The 14,411-nt window shown below is 54.1% G+C and carries 13 protein-coding genes; 7 read left to right on the plus strand and 6 right to left on the minus strand.

The features are described from left to right. Positions 1-286: 286 nt before the first annotated feature. Entirely contained in the window at positions 287-1,225 is a 939-nt protein-coding gene (locus OUO13_RS00700) for a LysR substrate-binding domain-containing protein (protein ID WP_283171923.1), read from the minus strand. Between the two features lie 107 nt (positions 1,226-1,332). Here OUO13_RS00700 and OUO13_RS00705 point away from each other — a divergent pair, with 107 nt between their 5' ends. The 3 genes from OUO13_RS00705 (at position 1,333) to OUO13_RS00715 (ending at position 5,564) form a co-directional block, all read left to right on the plus strand. After that, positions 1,333-2,559, plus strand: coding sequence for an MFS transporter (locus OUO13_RS00705; protein ID WP_283171924.1), 1,227 nt, complete (start codon positions 1,333-1,335; stop codon positions 2,557-2,559). Between the two features lie 300 nt (positions 2,560-2,859). Further along, positions 2,860-4,710: a methanol/ethanol family PQQ-dependent dehydrogenase gene (locus tag OUO13_RS00710; RefSeq protein WP_283171925.1), complete on the plus strand. Its 1,851-nt coding sequence runs from the start codon at positions 2,860-2,862 to the stop codon at positions 4,708-4,710. A gap of 122 nt (positions 4,711-4,832) precedes the next feature. Next, positions 4,833-5,564, plus strand: coding sequence for a pentapeptide repeat-containing protein (locus OUO13_RS00715; protein ID WP_283171926.1), 732 nt, complete (start codon positions 4,833-4,835; stop codon positions 5,562-5,564). Here OUO13_RS00715 and OUO13_RS00720 read toward each other — a convergent pair. From OUO13_RS00720 to pedF, 4 genes are all read right to left on the minus strand, one after another. Further along, positions 5,509-6,198: a response regulator transcription factor gene (locus tag OUO13_RS00720; RefSeq protein WP_283171927.1), complete on the minus strand. Its 690-nt coding sequence runs from the start codon at positions 6,196-6,198 to the stop codon at positions 5,509-5,511. The two genes, OUO13_RS00715 and OUO13_RS00720, sit on opposite strands and share 56 nt — an antisense overlap. 152 nt (positions 6,199-6,350) lie before the next feature. Next, positions 6,351-8,129 (minus strand): PQQ-dependent methanol/ethanol family dehydrogenase, encoded by a 1,779-nt coding sequence (locus OUO13_RS00725; RefSeq protein ID WP_283171928.1) that lies wholly within the window; start codon positions 8,127-8,129, stop codon positions 6,351-6,353. Positions 8,130-8,463: 334 nt separating this feature from the next. Then, positions 8,464-9,402 carry a substrate-binding periplasmic protein gene (locus OUO13_RS00730; protein WP_283171929.1) on the minus strand — a complete coding sequence of 313 codons (939 nt, stop codon included), beginning with the start codon at positions 9,400-9,402 and terminating at the stop codon, positions 8,464-8,466. After that, the gene (pedF, locus tag OUO13_RS00735; protein WP_283171930.1) at positions 9,395-9,823 is read right to left on the minus strand and encodes a cytochrome c-550 PedF; all 429 of its coding nucleotides are present in this window, start codon (positions 9,821-9,823) and stop codon (positions 9,395-9,397) included. Before pedF ends, OUO13_RS00730 begins: the two co-directional genes overlap by 8 nt. 366 nt (positions 9,824-10,189) lie before the next feature. Here pedF and OUO13_RS00740 point away from each other — a divergent pair, with 366 nt between their 5' ends. From OUO13_RS00740 to OUO13_RS00755, 4 genes are read left to right on the plus strand one after another with little or no spacing between them, the layout of a single operon-like run. Further along, positions 10,190-11,386, plus strand: coding sequence for an ABC transporter substrate-binding protein (locus OUO13_RS00740; protein ID WP_283171931.1), 1,197 nt, complete (start codon positions 10,190-10,192; stop codon positions 11,384-11,386). After that, complete coding sequence (locus OUO13_RS00745; RefSeq protein ID WP_283171932.1) at positions 11,386-12,369, plus strand: YVTN family beta-propeller repeat protein; 984 nt, start codon at positions 11,386-11,388, stop codon at positions 12,367-12,369. Before OUO13_RS00740 ends, OUO13_RS00745 begins: the two co-directional genes overlap by 1 nt. 2 nt (positions 12,370-12,371) lie before the next feature. Further along, positions 12,372-13,124, plus strand: a complete 753-nt coding sequence (locus tag OUO13_RS00750) for an ATP-binding cassette domain-containing protein (RefSeq protein WP_283171933.1) — start codon at positions 12,372-12,374, stop codon at positions 13,122-13,124. Further along, positions 13,121-13,909, plus strand: a complete 789-nt coding sequence (locus OUO13_RS00755) for an ABC transporter permease (RefSeq protein ID WP_283171934.1) — start codon at positions 13,121-13,123, stop codon at positions 13,907-13,909. Before OUO13_RS00750 ends, OUO13_RS00755 begins: the two co-directional genes overlap by 4 nt. On the opposite strand, the gene OUO13_RS00760 is transcribed toward OUO13_RS00755, so the two are convergent. Beyond that, positions 13,881-14,228 carry a hypothetical protein gene (locus tag OUO13_RS00760; protein WP_283171935.1) on the minus strand — a complete coding sequence of 116 codons (348 nt, stop codon included), beginning with the start codon at positions 14,226-14,228 and terminating at the stop codon, positions 13,881-13,883. The genes OUO13_RS00755 and OUO13_RS00760 overlap by 29 nt on opposite strands. Between the last annotated feature and the right edge of the window lie 183 nt (positions 14,229-14,411).

Here is a 14,411-nt window from a genome sequence, read left to right on the forward strand (position 1 = left end):
TTAAGCAGCACGACTCACTGATGATAGACCCAGTTTTGCCCATCTGCGCGCCTGGCAAAAGACTACTTTCGCTGACAGAACATAGTTCCAAAGTATTGGTTTTGGCTGTCCGTACCCGCTTATTCTTTCGCTAAACGCTTGTGAGATAAACGGCCGCCCTGCAACAGTCATTTGCAGCCAATCCGGCACGATACAAGCAAGGAAAAACAAGCAGTTAGCCCAGCCCGCCAATCGATTCCGAATTCGAAATAAAAGCCCGCCAACCGGTTATGACCCTGAGCCGGTCTCAGAGGGTTTTGCCAATACCGGAAGCCTTTCCAAGACTTTCAGGGCGCAGCTTTTCAACCAGATAGTCAACAAATACCCGCACCCGTGCCGGCATGTGGACACCACCAACAAACACCGCATGAATGCTCTCGGAATCATCCGGATTAAAATCATCCAGCAGGGACACCAGCCGTCCACAGCGAATATCCTCAACCGTGTGAAAACTCCCGACCCGGGTGATCCCTACCCCCTGTAACGCCAGCTGCACCAGGGTTTCGCCGTTATTGGCCTGCAAGTTGCCCGATACCGGCAACATGACTTCCTGACCATCAATCCGGAATGGCCAGCCTGGTTCAATACGCCGAAAGCTGAAATCGATGCAGTTATGCTGCGTCAGTTCATAGGGATGTTGCGGCACACCAAAACGCTTCAGATATTCTGGCGAGGCCACCACCTGACGACCCGTTTCACCAATACGGCGCGCCGTCAGCGGGCTGTCGATCAGGGGACCAAAACGTATCCCGACATCCACATGTCCACCCAGAATGTCCGCCACTTCGTCGCTGAGCTGAACTTCCACCTGAATTTCCGGATAACGTTCCAGAAACTCCTTCAGCAACGGCACCACGGTGATGCGACCATGCGCCATTGCCATACTGATGCGCAGCAATCCACTAGGACTGGCTCTGTCAGCAATGGCCGATTCGACCTGATCGAGATCCGCCAGAATACGCCGGGCAGCCAGCGCATATTCCTTCCCCTCCGGGGTCAACCGCAAACTGCGCGTGGTACGCACCACCAGCCGGACACCGAGTCGATCTTCCAGACGACTCACGACCCGACTGACCGCTGATGGCGTCAGCCCCAACGAACGCGCTGCGGCACTCAGACTGCCTTCACAGGCCACCGCCAGAAACGTCGCCATATCCGCTGTTCGATCGGCTTTTTTCAGCTCCATTATTCCCACCTTTGCGCCATGCGCACAACTGATGGACTGACACTAGCACTAATCAACCTATCCTTGCTCATTTATATTCCGCAGATTCACAGGTCAGGAATAAACCCATGAAAATCAATTTTCCGATTCTGGCCCTCGCGCTGGGATCATTTGGTATCGGTGTTACCGAGTTCGGCCCGATGGGTATGTTGCCGGTGATTGCCGAAGATCTGGGCGTCAGTATCCCGAGCGCGGGCATGCTGATCAGCGCCTATGCCTTTGGTGTGGTGATTGGCGCCCCCATCATGACCCTCGGGTTCGCCAAAATGTCGCGTCGTAGCCTGCTGTTGCTGGCCATGAGCATCTACACCCTTGGCAACCTGTTATCGGCGCTGGCCGACAGTTACAGCACCCTGCTGATCGCCCGTATTGTTACCTCGTTTAACCACGGGGCGTTTTTTGGTGTGGGCGCGGTAGTTGCGGCCAATCTGGCCAGTCCGGATAAACGGGCTGCGGCCATGGCCGCCATGTTTTCAGGGCTGACCATCGCCAACATCGGCGGCGTGCCATTGGCCACCTGGGTGGGAGAAGCGGTTGGCTGGCGCATTCCTTTTTACGGAATGGCAGGTATTGGCTTGCTGACCTTGCTGGCGCTGCGCCTGTATTTACCCAAACTACCAGTCGACGGCGAAAGCAGCATTCGTGATGAACTCAAGGTGCTGGCAAGCGGTTCAGTCCTGTTTGCCCTGCTGCTGACCGTGGTGGGTGCCAGCTCCATGTTTACCGTGTTCACCTACATAGTGCCGATTCTGGAACAGGAAACCCGCGCCGGAACATTTTTTATTACCAGCATGCTGGTGGTATACGGCCTTGGACTGACTGCCGGCAACTGGATCGCCGGTCGCTGGGCCGACCGCTCATTGATGGGAACCCTGATTATTTCCCTGGTCGCGACCATTGCCTTGCTGCTGTTGTTTGCCTTCACCATGCAATCGGCGGCAATCGTTGCGCCACTGGTATTCCTGTGGGGGATCGTCAGTTTTGCCGTAGTACCACCGTTGCAATCACTGGTGGTGCAGGAAGCCAGCGAGGCACCGAATCTGGCCTCGGCCATGAACATTGCAGCCTTCAACATGGGCAACGCCATTGGCGCCGCACTGGGCGGTGCGGTCATTCATGCAGGTCTTGGACTGCCAGCCGTTACCATTGCCGGAGCCTGTACTTCAGCGGCAGGCCTTGGACTGGTATTGCTGTTTCAGCAAGGTAAGAAAAAAGAGCAAGAATTGATTCAGGGAGGTAAGACTCCAACACACTCACTCAATCAGCGCCGTAGCAGGCCTTTGTCTTCACAATAATCAGAGAGGAATCAGCTGCATCACTCCGTGCCCGCTCTGGCTTATCAGAAGGGCGCGACTACAGCCCGTTAGCGGTTTTGGCGAACGAGAAAAAGATTCCCTACATCGCCTCCAGTGACAACAACCTGAGTTTTCGGCAGTCATGCTGACTGCAATGCATAACGGGATATCCCGGGAAACTATCCCTGACTTGCCGGGATATCCTCTCTATTGCCTTATCGGCCATCTGCCGACAATAGCTGCGACTCAGTTAGAGCTGAGCATCCAACCTCATCTAACAACAATCAAGGGATGCCTGTTATGAAAACCAAACCGACCGGTCCATCGTTGCTGCGCTCTGCGCTGCTGGCGATCTCGCTGGGAATCGCAACCCAGGCCTGTGCCAGCACCGTCACCTGGGACGATATCGCCAACGATGCCAACACGCCTGCCGACGTTCTGGCATACGGAATGGGGCCCAAAGCCCAGCGTTACAGCACACTGACCGACATCAACACCGAAAACGTCAAAAAGCTGGTACCTGCCTGGTCTTTCTCGTTTGGTGATGAAAAACAGCGCGGTCAGGAGAGCCAGGCCATCGTTCACGATGGTGTCATTTACGTAACAGCGTCCTACTCACGCATTTTCGCCATCGATGCCAAAACCGGTGCCAAAAAATGGAGCTACTCCGCACGTTTGCCTGAAGGCATTCGTCCTTGTTGCGACGTCATCAACCGTGGCGCCGCAATTTATGGCAACAAGATCTACTTCGGAACTCTCGATGCCCAAGTGGTTGCCCTCGACAAGGACACCGGTAAACAGATCTGGAAAAAGCGCTTTGGTGACTACGAGGAAGGCTACACCATGACCGGTGCGCCCACTTTCATCAAAGACCAGAAATCCGGCAAGGTGCTGATGATTCACGGCTCATCCGGCGATGAGTTCGGAGTGGTCGGTAAACTGTTCGCGCGTGATCCGGAAACCGGCGAAGAAGTCTGGATGCGTCCGTTTGTAGAAGGTCATATGGGCCGTCTGAACGGCAAGGAAAGCACCCCAACCGGTGATATCAAAGCACCATCATGGCCGGATGATCCAAACTCTCCGACCGGAAAGGTTCAGGCCTGGAGCCACGGCGGTGGCGCACCATGGCAAAGCGCCAGTTTTGACATTGAAACCAACACCATCATTGTGGGAGCCGGTAACCCAGCGCCCTGGAACGGCTGGGCGCGTACTGGCAAGGATGGCAAGCCGGAAAAATACGACAGCCTCTATACCTCAGGTCAGGTTGGCGTTGACCCGTCCACCGGTGAAGTAAAGTGGTTCTACCAGCACACCCCGAACGATGCCTGGGACTTCTCTGGCAACAACGAGCTGGTACTGTTTGAATACCAGGACCAGGGCAAAACCGTCAAAGCCACCGCCCACGCCGACCGTAACGGTTTCTTCTATGTGGTCAACCGCGAAAACGGCCAGTTTATCCGTGGCTTCCCGTTTGTTGACAACATCACCTGGGCCAAGGGCATTGATCCCAAAACAGGTCGTCCGATAGAAGTCGCTGGCCAACGTCCACCCAAGCCTGCAGAAGGTAAAGAACGTGGTGAAGCTGTCGAGGTATCACCACCATTCCTGGGTGGCAAAAACTGGAACCCGATGGCTTACAGCCAGGATACCGGCCTGTTCTATGTACCTGGCAACCACTGGAAAGAAGACTACTGGACCGAACACCTGGCCTATAAAAAAGGTGGCGCTTATCTGGGTATGGGATTCCGCATCAAGAAAATGTACCAAGACCACGTAGGCATCCTGCGCGCGGTTGACCCGACCAACGGCAAGATTGTGTGGGAACACAAAGAGAAGCTGCCACTCTGGTCTGGTGTTCTGGCGACTAAAGGTGGCGTGATTTTCACCGGCACAGGAGATGGCTTCCTGAAAGCCTTTGATGCCCAAAACGGCGAGGAACTGTGGAAATTCCAGACCGGCAGCGGCATCGTATCGCCACCAATCACCTGGGAAATGGACGGTGAGCAGTACATTGGCGTGACATCCGGCTACGGCGGTGCAGTTCCATTGTGGGGCGGAGATATGGCAGACCTGACCAAGCCGGTTCCACAGGGTGGTTCCTTCTGGGTATTCAAACTACCGTCATGGGACAAGTCCGTAGCCAGCCACTAATTCCCCAACTTTCAATACAAAGGTGTTACGAGGCAGCCAGGCTGCCTCGTTTCAGCCTGTCATTACCCACGTTCTTGTCAGCCTGCCCCACGGCCACAGTGACGGCAGCAGGAGCCCATATCATGCACGACTCGTTATTCATACAATCCAGGCTGATTGCCACTCTGCTGACCGCCATGTTTGTTGTGCCAACCCATGCTGCGGATATCACAACCAGCAACGCATCAGAGCAGGCAGAGCAACGCCAGAAAGATGATCAGGACAATGCACCGATCCTTAACGGTTGTGTGCTGGAACCCGGTACTCAATGCCAAGGGGTTGATCTACGCGGGGCTAATCTCGCCCATCTGGATCAGTCCGGTGCGGATTTCAGCAATGCACAGCTCGATAACTGCGATCTGCGCCACAGCGTCTTGAAAAATATCAATCTGGAAGGTGCCAGCCTCAAAAACTGCCAGCTCAGCCGTGCCGACCTGCGTCACGCCAATCTCCGTCGGGCGCAATTGCAGGGCGCACAGCTGCAAGCCATCCAAGGCTGGTCACTATTTGCTCAGGGGGCCAATCTCGAAGGAGCGGACCTGAGTGGCGCCAATCTGGAGTTCGCGCGTATCACCGGTGCCAATTTTCGCAACAGCACACTGGCTTACGCCGACCTGGAAATGGCCTGGGCCAACAAACTCAACCTCCAGAATGCCCGCTTGAACAGTGCCAATCTGCAAGAAGCCAAGTTATCCGGCAGCAACATGCAGGGAGCCGACATGCGTGGCGCAAGGATTCACTATGCCACCTTCCTCGACATCAATATGGACGGCTGTCAGGGATGTCCTCTGAACTGGCAAAAGAGCTGGCAGTAACACCACCATGGCCAGCCAGACCTTCAGCCAGCGCCAGATGAATCAGCTCAGTCATACTCCCAACACCCAGTTTGCCTTTGATCATGGATAGATTATTGGCAACCGTTTTGATGCTCAGGTGCAGATTATCAGCGATAACCGGTGTCGGATTCCCTTGCGCCAACTGCACCAGAATACTGAACTCACGAGCGGTCAGATTTGATAACTGACCACGAACCCCTGATACCGATGGTATCAACAAGCGCATGGATATTTGATGTTCGAGGAAAATATTTCCGGCCAGCACAGTACGCACCGCTTGTAATAACACGGCAGGACCACTGCGTTTCGACAGATAACCGTTAGCACCGGCTTCCAGCGCCTGACGAATCATCGAGTTCTCGTCAAACATACTGTAGAACAGGACTGGGAGGTGACTCTGCCGTTGCCGCAAACGCAGCAACAACTCCAATCCGGACATTCCGGGTAGAGCAATATCCAGCAATAACAGAGCAACATCCGTCTGACGCAAACATTGCAGCGCCGCTTCAGCACTATCCGCTTCCAGTACATCAATGTCGGGCAAACGGTCTTTTAATAACGCATGACAGCCGTGGCGCATAATGGCGTGATCATCCACGATCAGAATGTTCATAGCGACACCTCCTGACATTATTGTCAGGACAACCGTGACACATGACTATTCATCGCCAGAAGGAGAAATGGGGTCTGGAAGAATTGGGAATAATTCCCAAAAAACAAAGCCGGGCATCAGCCCGGCTTTGCTCAGGTCAAGCAGAGTGCCAATTACTTGGCAGCAATTTCGTGACGCTTAGGCAGTTTGAAGGTCCAGACAGTACCACCCTGGTTGATTTCCTTCACACGCTTGGCAACTTCGCCGCCCCACAGTGGAACTGCACCGCCCCAACCGGAAACAACAGACACGTACTGTTCGCCATCCTGTTCCCAGGTGATTGGAGAACCAACGATACCGGAACCAGTGTTGAACTTGTAAACCATCTCACCAGTCTTGGCATCGAACGCCATCAGGAAGCCTTCTGGGTTACCAGTGAACACCAGACCGCCGCCAGTGGTCATTACACCACCCCACAGAGGAGCGTTGTTTTTGTAACGCCATACTTCTTTACCGGTCTTCGGATCGATTGCACGCAGTACGCCGATGTAATCTTCGTTAATCGGTTTGATGGTGAAACCAGCACCCAGGTAGGCAGCGCCTTTCTTGTATGCAGTTGGTTCGTTCCAGATGTCCATTTCCCACTCGTTAGACGGTACGTAGAAGTAACCGGTGTCTGGAGAGTAGGCCATTGGCATCCAGTTCTTGCCACCCAGGAAAGAAGGAGCAGCGACTACAGTCTTACCTTTGGCACCGTCTTTGGCATCAGCAGGATTACCTGGACGGAATTCTTCGTTGTAGATTGGACGACCTTTCTTGTCCAGACCTTTAGCCCAGGTGATCTTGTCCACGAATGGGAAGCCGCGGATAAACTCACCGTTGGTACGGTTCAGAACGTAGAAGAAACCGTTACGGTCAGCAGAAGCAGCTGCCTTGATGGTTTTGCCGTTTTCCTGGTAATCGAAGGCGATTACTTCGTTCACGCCGTCATAGTCCCAACCGTCATGCGGAGTAGACTGGAAGTGCCATTTGATTTCACCGGTATCCGGGTCAATGGCCAGACGGGAAGAAGAGTACAGGTTGTCGCCAGGACGCAGGTGAGAGTTCCATGGAGCCGGGTTACCGGTACCGAAGAACAGCAGGTTGGTGTCAGCGTCGTAGGTACCGCCCAGCCAGGTAGCTGCGCCACCAGACTTCCACAGGTCACCAGTCCAGGTCTTGTTAGCCTGACCACCAGTGATGCCGTTTTCCTTGCCATTCAGGTAGCCCATGTGGCCTTCAACGGTAGGACGGCTCCAAACCACTTCACCGGTCTTGGCATCGTAAGCTTCTACTTTACCAACGATACCGAATTCACCACCGGACACACCGGTGATTACCTTGCCTTTAACCACGATAGGAGCGGCAGAGATGGAGTAACCGGCTTTGTAGTCAGCAACGGTTTTTTTCCATACGGTCTTACCAGTGTCCTTGTCCAGAGCAACCAGTTTGGCATCCAGAGTACCGAAGATCACCAGGTTGTCATACAGAGCAACACCACGGTTGATCACGTCACAGCAAGGCATGATGTTTTCTGGCAGACGAGCGTCGTACTGCCACTTTTCTTCACCAGTCTTGATATCGATAGCAAATACGCGAGAGTAAGAGGCGGTAACGTACATCACGCCGTCTTTAACCATTGGCTGGGATTCCTGACCGCGCTGCTTCTCACCACCGAAGGAGAAACCCCACACTGGAACCAGATCCTGAACGGTCTGAGCATTTACCTTGGACAGAGGGCTGTAACGCTGCGCGCGCAGGCCCATACCGTTGCTGACTACGTCAGCGCTGGTGTCCTGGTCTGCAAGGATATCCTGGTCAGTCACACCAGCCTGGGCGGAGCTGGCCATGGTCATGGCGACAACCAGAGATGAGAGCGCCAGTCCCTTCAAGCCGAAAGACTTAATTTTCATTATTTTCTCCTTGGAAGGATTTTATTATTCGTGTAGGAGCCACTGCGTCGCCACGAGTGAGAACAGCAGACACAGGTTGCACTGGCAAGAGAACCAGAGACTGCATCATTGTTGGTTCAGACCCATTTTCGGCCAATCCGACCTGGGAACTGGTTTCCTAGTGCCTTGGTAGCAATTTTCCTACACAGGTAGTAGAAGGAATCCGGATTCCAGACCACGACTGAAGCGCCCGTTTCACTGGTAATCGACGCATTCATCAGCCTCAAAAAGCATAGAAAAAAAAACCCGCCGAAGCGGGATTGGAGTAACACACACGCGGTTCAAGACAGGATTGTCACTTGGTCTCGAATAGGGATGACGGTGTATAGGCAGTTCCGTACTCCTTGAATACGTCAGCCATACGACCGGAGTGAACCATTTCGGTCACAGCATCTTCTACAGCATACGCAAGATCGCGATGATCATCCTTGACCGCCATGCCCACTTCCCATACTGGCGTTACCAGATTCGGGAACGGGATATCAGCCAGCACATACTGGCCAGGATTTTCAAACTGGGTAACCCCCCACATGACCTGGGACTTTGTCCCCATCACACCGGCTACCTCCCCTTTCCCCATGGCATTCATGGCGTCCTGAGTGGTTGTGAAGTGCACAACGTTGTTACGCAACATGCCGCGGAATGCACCGGACAAATAAAAGTCAGGCAAACTGTCGATCTCGACACCCACTTTGTCGTACTGGAAACGCGCCAGATTCTCGATTGACTCAACCTGCTGGTTATCAATCGTCAGAGCCCAGGACTCTTTCTGGTACGGTGCAAAAAAATGCACGAGATCGTTGATTACACGGCCGTCCTGATCAACCTTGAACGCATATTCGCGATCATAGGGGACCCGCAGCATCACATCAGCAACATCGAATTTGAGCATCGAGCCATCCTCAACGCGAGCGAGGTAATGCCCCTTCCAGACGTGGTTACGAAGATCGTCATCCAGACTTTCGTCTGGAACCATCCAGTGCAATTGCAGCTGGACGTTAAGCGATTTGGCAATAGCACGGGCGATTTCGACATCAATCCCTTTGGCTACACCATTGTCTTCCCATGAATACGGTGGAAAATCCCGATACACAGCAACACTGACAACGCCGCTCGCCTGGACATCATCCAGGGAGCGGGCGTTAGAAAGGAGTGGCAAGCAGAGCAATATCACCAACAGGGAAGTGATACTGGCACTGCGCTGCTTGCCCGGGACCTTTTGCAGATCACTCATCCACGTGCTTGGTGTCAAGCCATGAACGAATTGCCCACAAACCTTCCTGACTGATGAAGTCAGCCATTTTCGGCATGTAAGGAACACCATTACGCACAGCACCGTTCTGAACGCGGTACTTGAACCACTCGTCACCATCGACGCCCGGTTCCAGTTTACGCAGGTCAGGAGCGATACCACCGGAGATGGCTTCCAGACCGTGACAACGGGCACAGTTCTGGGCGTAAGCAGATTCGCCGATCTCAATGGCACGTGGGTTACCACGGTATGGGTTTTCGTCACGCCATTCGGTACCCAGTTGCTCCAGACCAGAAGTGTCTACAGCTTGTGGAGTAACGTCACCGTGTGCCCATACAGCACCGGAAGCCAACATGAAGCCCGCAACGGCCAAACCTTGGATTGCAGAACCCAGCTTTTTCATTATCAAGTACCTGCTGTTGTTATTTTCTGACGAGCATTCTAGAGATGCCTTAAAACGGGCCACAGAACACTTTGGTAGCCGGTTTTCAGTACCTTGGTACTACCCGCAAACGTCCAGTGTTGCCACCGTTTGGCAGCAGTCCATAAAGAGTGGGAGCAAGGGAGGAAGAACCGGTATAGTCTTTAGAGAATAGACCGCGACACAGCGTTGTGCGCGGCGACGGTGAGATTGCCCGATTTCCCCATCAGATCAACATAGTACGAGAGTACTAAATACCAACGACTTATTGGCTATACCTCACTCCCTAAAGGACTGCGTACTCTCAGCAATTGCTCAACAACAATGACAAAAATGACCGGAGCCTACATGTCCCTTTGCAAGCGTTTGTTCACGCTTCTGGCCGTTTCCCTACTATTACCCATGACGGTCTCGGCAGCCGATACCGAAATCCGCAATATCGAGATTGGTTACCTGCAGCTGCAGCTACCGAAGCCGCCATTATTGTCCAACATTCTGCCCGATCCGGATGACAGCGGCCTGCAAGGAGCTCGTGTTGGCATCTCTGACAACAACGCCGGTGGCCGTTTTCTGGGGCTTCACTATGACGTAAAAGAACTGGTCAGCACGGATAAAGAGGCACTGTTTACCCAGGGGCGCCAGTGGGCCGATCAGGGCATTCAGTACCTGGTCGTGAACCTGCCCGCCGCCGAGCTGACAACCCTTGCGCAACAACTCTCGGATACCGGCGTGCTGCTGTTTAATGCTGGCAGCCCGGATGACTCGCTGCGCATCAGCAACTGCAGCGCCAACGTCCTGCACACATTGCCAAGCCGCGCCATGCTCGGTGATGCGCTGGCACAGTGGCTGATCAGTAAAAAACTCAAACGCTGGCTGTTGATTACGGGAACTCGCCCTGAAGACAAACTGTACGCCGATGCTATCCGTCGGGCTGCCAAACGCTTTGGTGGCAAGATTGTTGCCGAAAAAGACTGGACCTTTGATTCCGACCTGCGCCGCAGCGCCCAGGCCGAAGTGCCGCTGTTCACTCAGACCACCGAATACGATGTGGTCATCGTTGCCGATGAGAAAGGCGATTTTGGTGAATACGTTCTTTACAACACCTGGTATCCGCGCCCAGTGGTAGGAACCCAGGGCCTGACGCCGGTCGCCTGGCACCGTGCCGTCGAACAATGGGGCGCAGCACAACTGCAAAGCCGTTTTGAAAAACAGGCCAATCGCTGGATGAACTCAGTGGATTATGCCGCCTGGGCAGCGGTTCGCACCGTCGGTGAAGCACTCAGTCAGGGCGCCGACAACTCGGGGCCGAAAATGCGCAACTTCCTGCTCAACAAGGACTTCCAGTTCGCAGGCTTCAAGGGGCGCAAGCTGACGTTCCGCGACTGGAACGGCCAGATGCGTCAACCGATTGAACTGGTGCAGCCTCGCGCCCTGATTTCGCAGTCACCTCAGGAAGGTTATCTGCACCCAACCAATGAGCTGGATACCCTGGGCTACGACAAGCCGGAGAGCCAGTGCCGTATCAGTGAATCCGGAGCAAAATAATGAAACACCTGACCATGCGCCGTCTGGCCCTCAGCTTGCTGATGCTGCCAGCCATGTCCGCCGGGACTGCCATGGCAGACGTGGCCTACGTCTCCAACGAAAAAGACAACAGCATCTCGGTAATTGACCTGAAGACTCTGGAAGTAGTGGAGACCATTGAGGTTGGCCAACGTCCCCGTGGGATTACCCTGAGCAAGGACCAGACTCAACTGTATGTTTGTGCCAGTGATGATGACACCGTACAGGTCGTCGATCTCGCCACTAAAAAAGTGATCGAGAACCTGCCATCCGGTGAAGACCCGGAACAATTTGCCCTGCATCCTGACGGCAAACACCTCTATATCGCCAACGAAGAAGATGCCATCGTCACAGTGGTGGATGTTGATAGTCGCTCCGTCACCGCCCAGATTGAAGTGGGTGTCGAGCCTGAAGGCATGACCGTCAGCCCGGATGGCAAACTGGCCGTGAATACATCCGAAACAACCAGCATGCTGCATTGGATTGATACCGAACAGAAGCATCTGGTACACAACACCAAGGTCGACCAGCGCCCGCGCCACGTCGTTTTCAGCCATGATGGCAAGGAACTGTGGGCCAGCTCGGAAATTGGCGGAACCGTCGCCATTATTGACGTGGCAACCAAAGAGATTACCCACAAGATCAACTTTGAAATTCGCGGCATTCATCCAGACAAGGTACAACCGGTGGGTGTTGAACTGAGCCAGGACGGCAAACTGGCATTTGTGGCCCTGGGCCCTGCCAACCACATTGCCGTTGTCGATGCCAAAACCTATAAAGTGATCGATTACCTGCTGGTGGGCCGTCGCGTCTGGCACATGGCATTCAGCCCGGATGAAAAACTGCTGCTGACCACCAACGGCATCAGTGGTGACGTATCCGTGATTGATGTGGAAAAACGCAAGGTGGTCAAATCCATCAAGGTTGGCCGTTACCCATGGGGACTGGCCGTCAAGGCTGACTGAGCATGAATCAGGCAACATCTCCCCTGCTGCAGGTGCAGGACATCGGTTTCAGTTACCCGTCCAAACGGGCGCTGGATAATGTCAGTTTTAATCTCGAACGCGGCGCATTTCATGCCCTGCTCGGCCCTAATGGTGCTGGCAAAAGCACGCTATTTGCTCTGATCAGCCGCTTGTTCAAACTGCAGGATGGCGACATCCTGCTCGATGGTGTCAGCCTGCGCCGTTCCCCTGCGGCCGTGCTCGGCAGAATCGGTATGGTGTTTCAGCAAAGCAGCCTCGACCTCGACCTCAGCGTGGCTGAAAACCTGCACTACCATGCTGCTCTGCATGGAATCGGGCGCACCGAACGCAAAAACCGTATAGAGGAAGAGTTGCGCCGAGTCGATATGCTGGATGCCCTTGATCGCAAGGTACGGGCACTCAACGGCGGCCATCGTCGCCGGGTTGAAATCGCCCGCGCCCTGCTCCATCACCCTGATCTGTTGTTACTCGACGAAGCCACGGTTGGGCTTGATCCTCGCGCACGTATTGAAATCAACCAGCATGTTCGCAGCCTGTGTGTCCAACAGGGGGTAACCGTGCTTTGGTCTACCCATTTGATCGAAGAAATCCATAACGACGATCCGGTGACGCTGCTGCACCAAAGCCGTCTGTTAGCCAATGGCAGTGCCCGTCAGTTGTGTGAACTGGCCGGTACCGATGATCTGGTGACGGCGTTCCACAGCCTCACCGCTAAAAAAGGAGCGGCGGCATGAGTATCAACGCCTATTGGCATGCATTTGCCGGTATCCTGCATCGGGAATTACTGCGCTTTGTGCATCAGCGCACCCGCTTTTTCAGTGCCCTGGTGCGGCCGTTATTGTGGCTGGCGGTATTTGCTGCCGGTTTTCGCGCTGCACTCGGTATCTCCATTATTCCGCCGTACGAAACCTACATTACCTACGAGGTGTATATCGCTCCCGGATTGGCCGCCATGGTGTTGCTGTTCAACGCCATGCAAAGCTCATTGTCGATGGTGTATGACCGTGAAATGGGCAGCATGCGGGTGTTGCTGATGAGCCCGCTGCCACGCTGGTATCTGCTGCTGTGCAAACTGGTCGCCAGTTCACTGGTGTCGCTGCCGCAGGTGTATGCATTCCTCGCCATCGCCTGGTTCTTTGATGTGCAACCGCCGCTGATGGGGTATCTGTGGGTCGCCCCGGCGCTGTTGCTGGGCGGCGTATTGCTGGGGGCAATTGGCCTGTTTATTTCGAGCTTTATTCGCCAGCTGGAAAACTTTGCCGGCGTGATGAACTTCGTGATTTTCCCGATGTTTTTTATGTCGTCAGCGCTTTATCCACTGTGGAAAATGCAGGAATCCAGCGAATGGCTGTACTGGTTATGCACCATCAACCCGTTCACCTTTTGTGTCGAACTGATCCGTTTTGCCCTCTACGACCAGTTCAACGGCACCGCCCTGGCGGTCGTCACGGGCGGCCTGGTGGCGTTTACCCTGCTGGCCGTACTGGCGTTTAACCCGCAACGCGGCGCGATGAGATAAGTGCGGAAAGTGGTGCCAGCCGGAGGCAAGGCTGGCACATAACCATTAAGCTGCAACGCTCAGCCACACTCTCTTTCCTGCGTTTGTTCGCCCACTTGAAATCCAGCTCGCCTAAAGAACGCTGAAGAAACTTGCCCGTATTTCCAGAGCCGTTGCGTGTTTTTCCGGATGCTGTTAGCGTCAATCCATGAAGTTCAATGGTTTGGCGTTTTGGGCGCAAAATTAATGCGCACGTCAACCAGAAAAACACGCATAACTCGCCGTCTGCACTCGTTTTTCCAGGAAGGATGGCTTTATGAAAATGGAAATTATCAATCAATTCAAATGCCTGGCATCCTTTCGCAACAAATCACGCCACCAGAAAAACGCGCATGCGAATCCCGCTGTGTCAGCATAGTTGTCCGATGATTTTTTCACCTTAAAACCTACAGTGGGCGGCCAGGAACTGGCCACCATTGAACGTCGCGAAGCCGTTCTGAATAAGCTTTTGCCACCTCACAAC

Source organism: Parathalassolituus penaei (genome assembly GCF_026626885.1).
GTDB classification, from domain to species: domain Bacteria; phylum Pseudomonadota; class Gammaproteobacteria; order Pseudomonadales; family Oceanobacteraceae; genus Oceanobacter; species Oceanobacter penaei.

What these genes read in the sequence shown, in the direction of transcription:
- OUO13_RS00715 (WP_283171926.1), top strand. Translation starts at nt 4,833, where the DNA reads ATGCACGACTCGTTATTCATACAATCCAGGCTGATTGCCACTCTGCTG.
- OUO13_RS00720 (WP_283171927.1), bottom strand. Translation starts at nt 6,198, where the DNA reads ATGAACATTCTGATCGTGGATGATCACGCCATTATGCGCCACGGCTGT.
- OUO13_RS00705 (WP_283171924.1), top strand. Translation starts at nt 1,333, where the DNA reads ATGAAAATCAATTTTCCGATTCTGGCCCTCGCGCTGGGATCATTTGGT.
- OUO13_RS00700 (WP_283171923.1), bottom strand. Translation starts at nt 1,225, where the DNA reads ATGGAGCTGAAAAAAGCCGATCGAACAGCGGATATGGCGACGTTTCTG.
- OUO13_RS00750 (WP_283171933.1), top strand. Translation starts at nt 12,372, where the DNA reads ATGAATCAGGCAACATCTCCCCTGCTGCAGGTGCAGGACATCGGTTTC.
- OUO13_RS00725 (WP_283171928.1), bottom strand. Translation starts at nt 8,129, where the DNA reads ATGAAAATTAAGTCTTTCGGCTTGAAGGGACTGGCGCTCTCATCTCTG.
- OUO13_RS00710 (WP_283171925.1), top strand. Translation starts at nt 2,860, where the DNA reads ATGAAAACCAAACCGACCGGTCCATCGTTGCTGCGCTCTGCGCTGCTG.
- pedF (WP_283171930.1), bottom strand. Translation starts at nt 9,823, where the DNA reads ATGAAAAAGCTGGGTTCTGCAATCCAAGGTTTGGCCGTTGCGGGCTTC.
- OUO13_RS00755 (WP_283171934.1), top strand. Translation starts at nt 13,121, where the DNA reads ATGAGTATCAACGCCTATTGGCATGCATTTGCCGGTATCCTGCATCGG.
- OUO13_RS00745 (WP_283171932.1), top strand. Translation starts at nt 11,386, where the DNA reads ATGAAACACCTGACCATGCGCCGTCTGGCCCTCAGCTTGCTGATGCTG.
- OUO13_RS00730 (WP_283171929.1), bottom strand. Translation starts at nt 9,402, where the DNA reads ATGAGTGATCTGCAAAAGGTCCCGGGCAAGCAGCGCAGTGCCAGTATC.
- OUO13_RS00740 (WP_283171931.1), top strand. Translation starts at nt 10,190, where the DNA reads ATGTCCCTTTGCAAGCGTTTGTTCACGCTTCTGGCCGTTTCCCTACTA.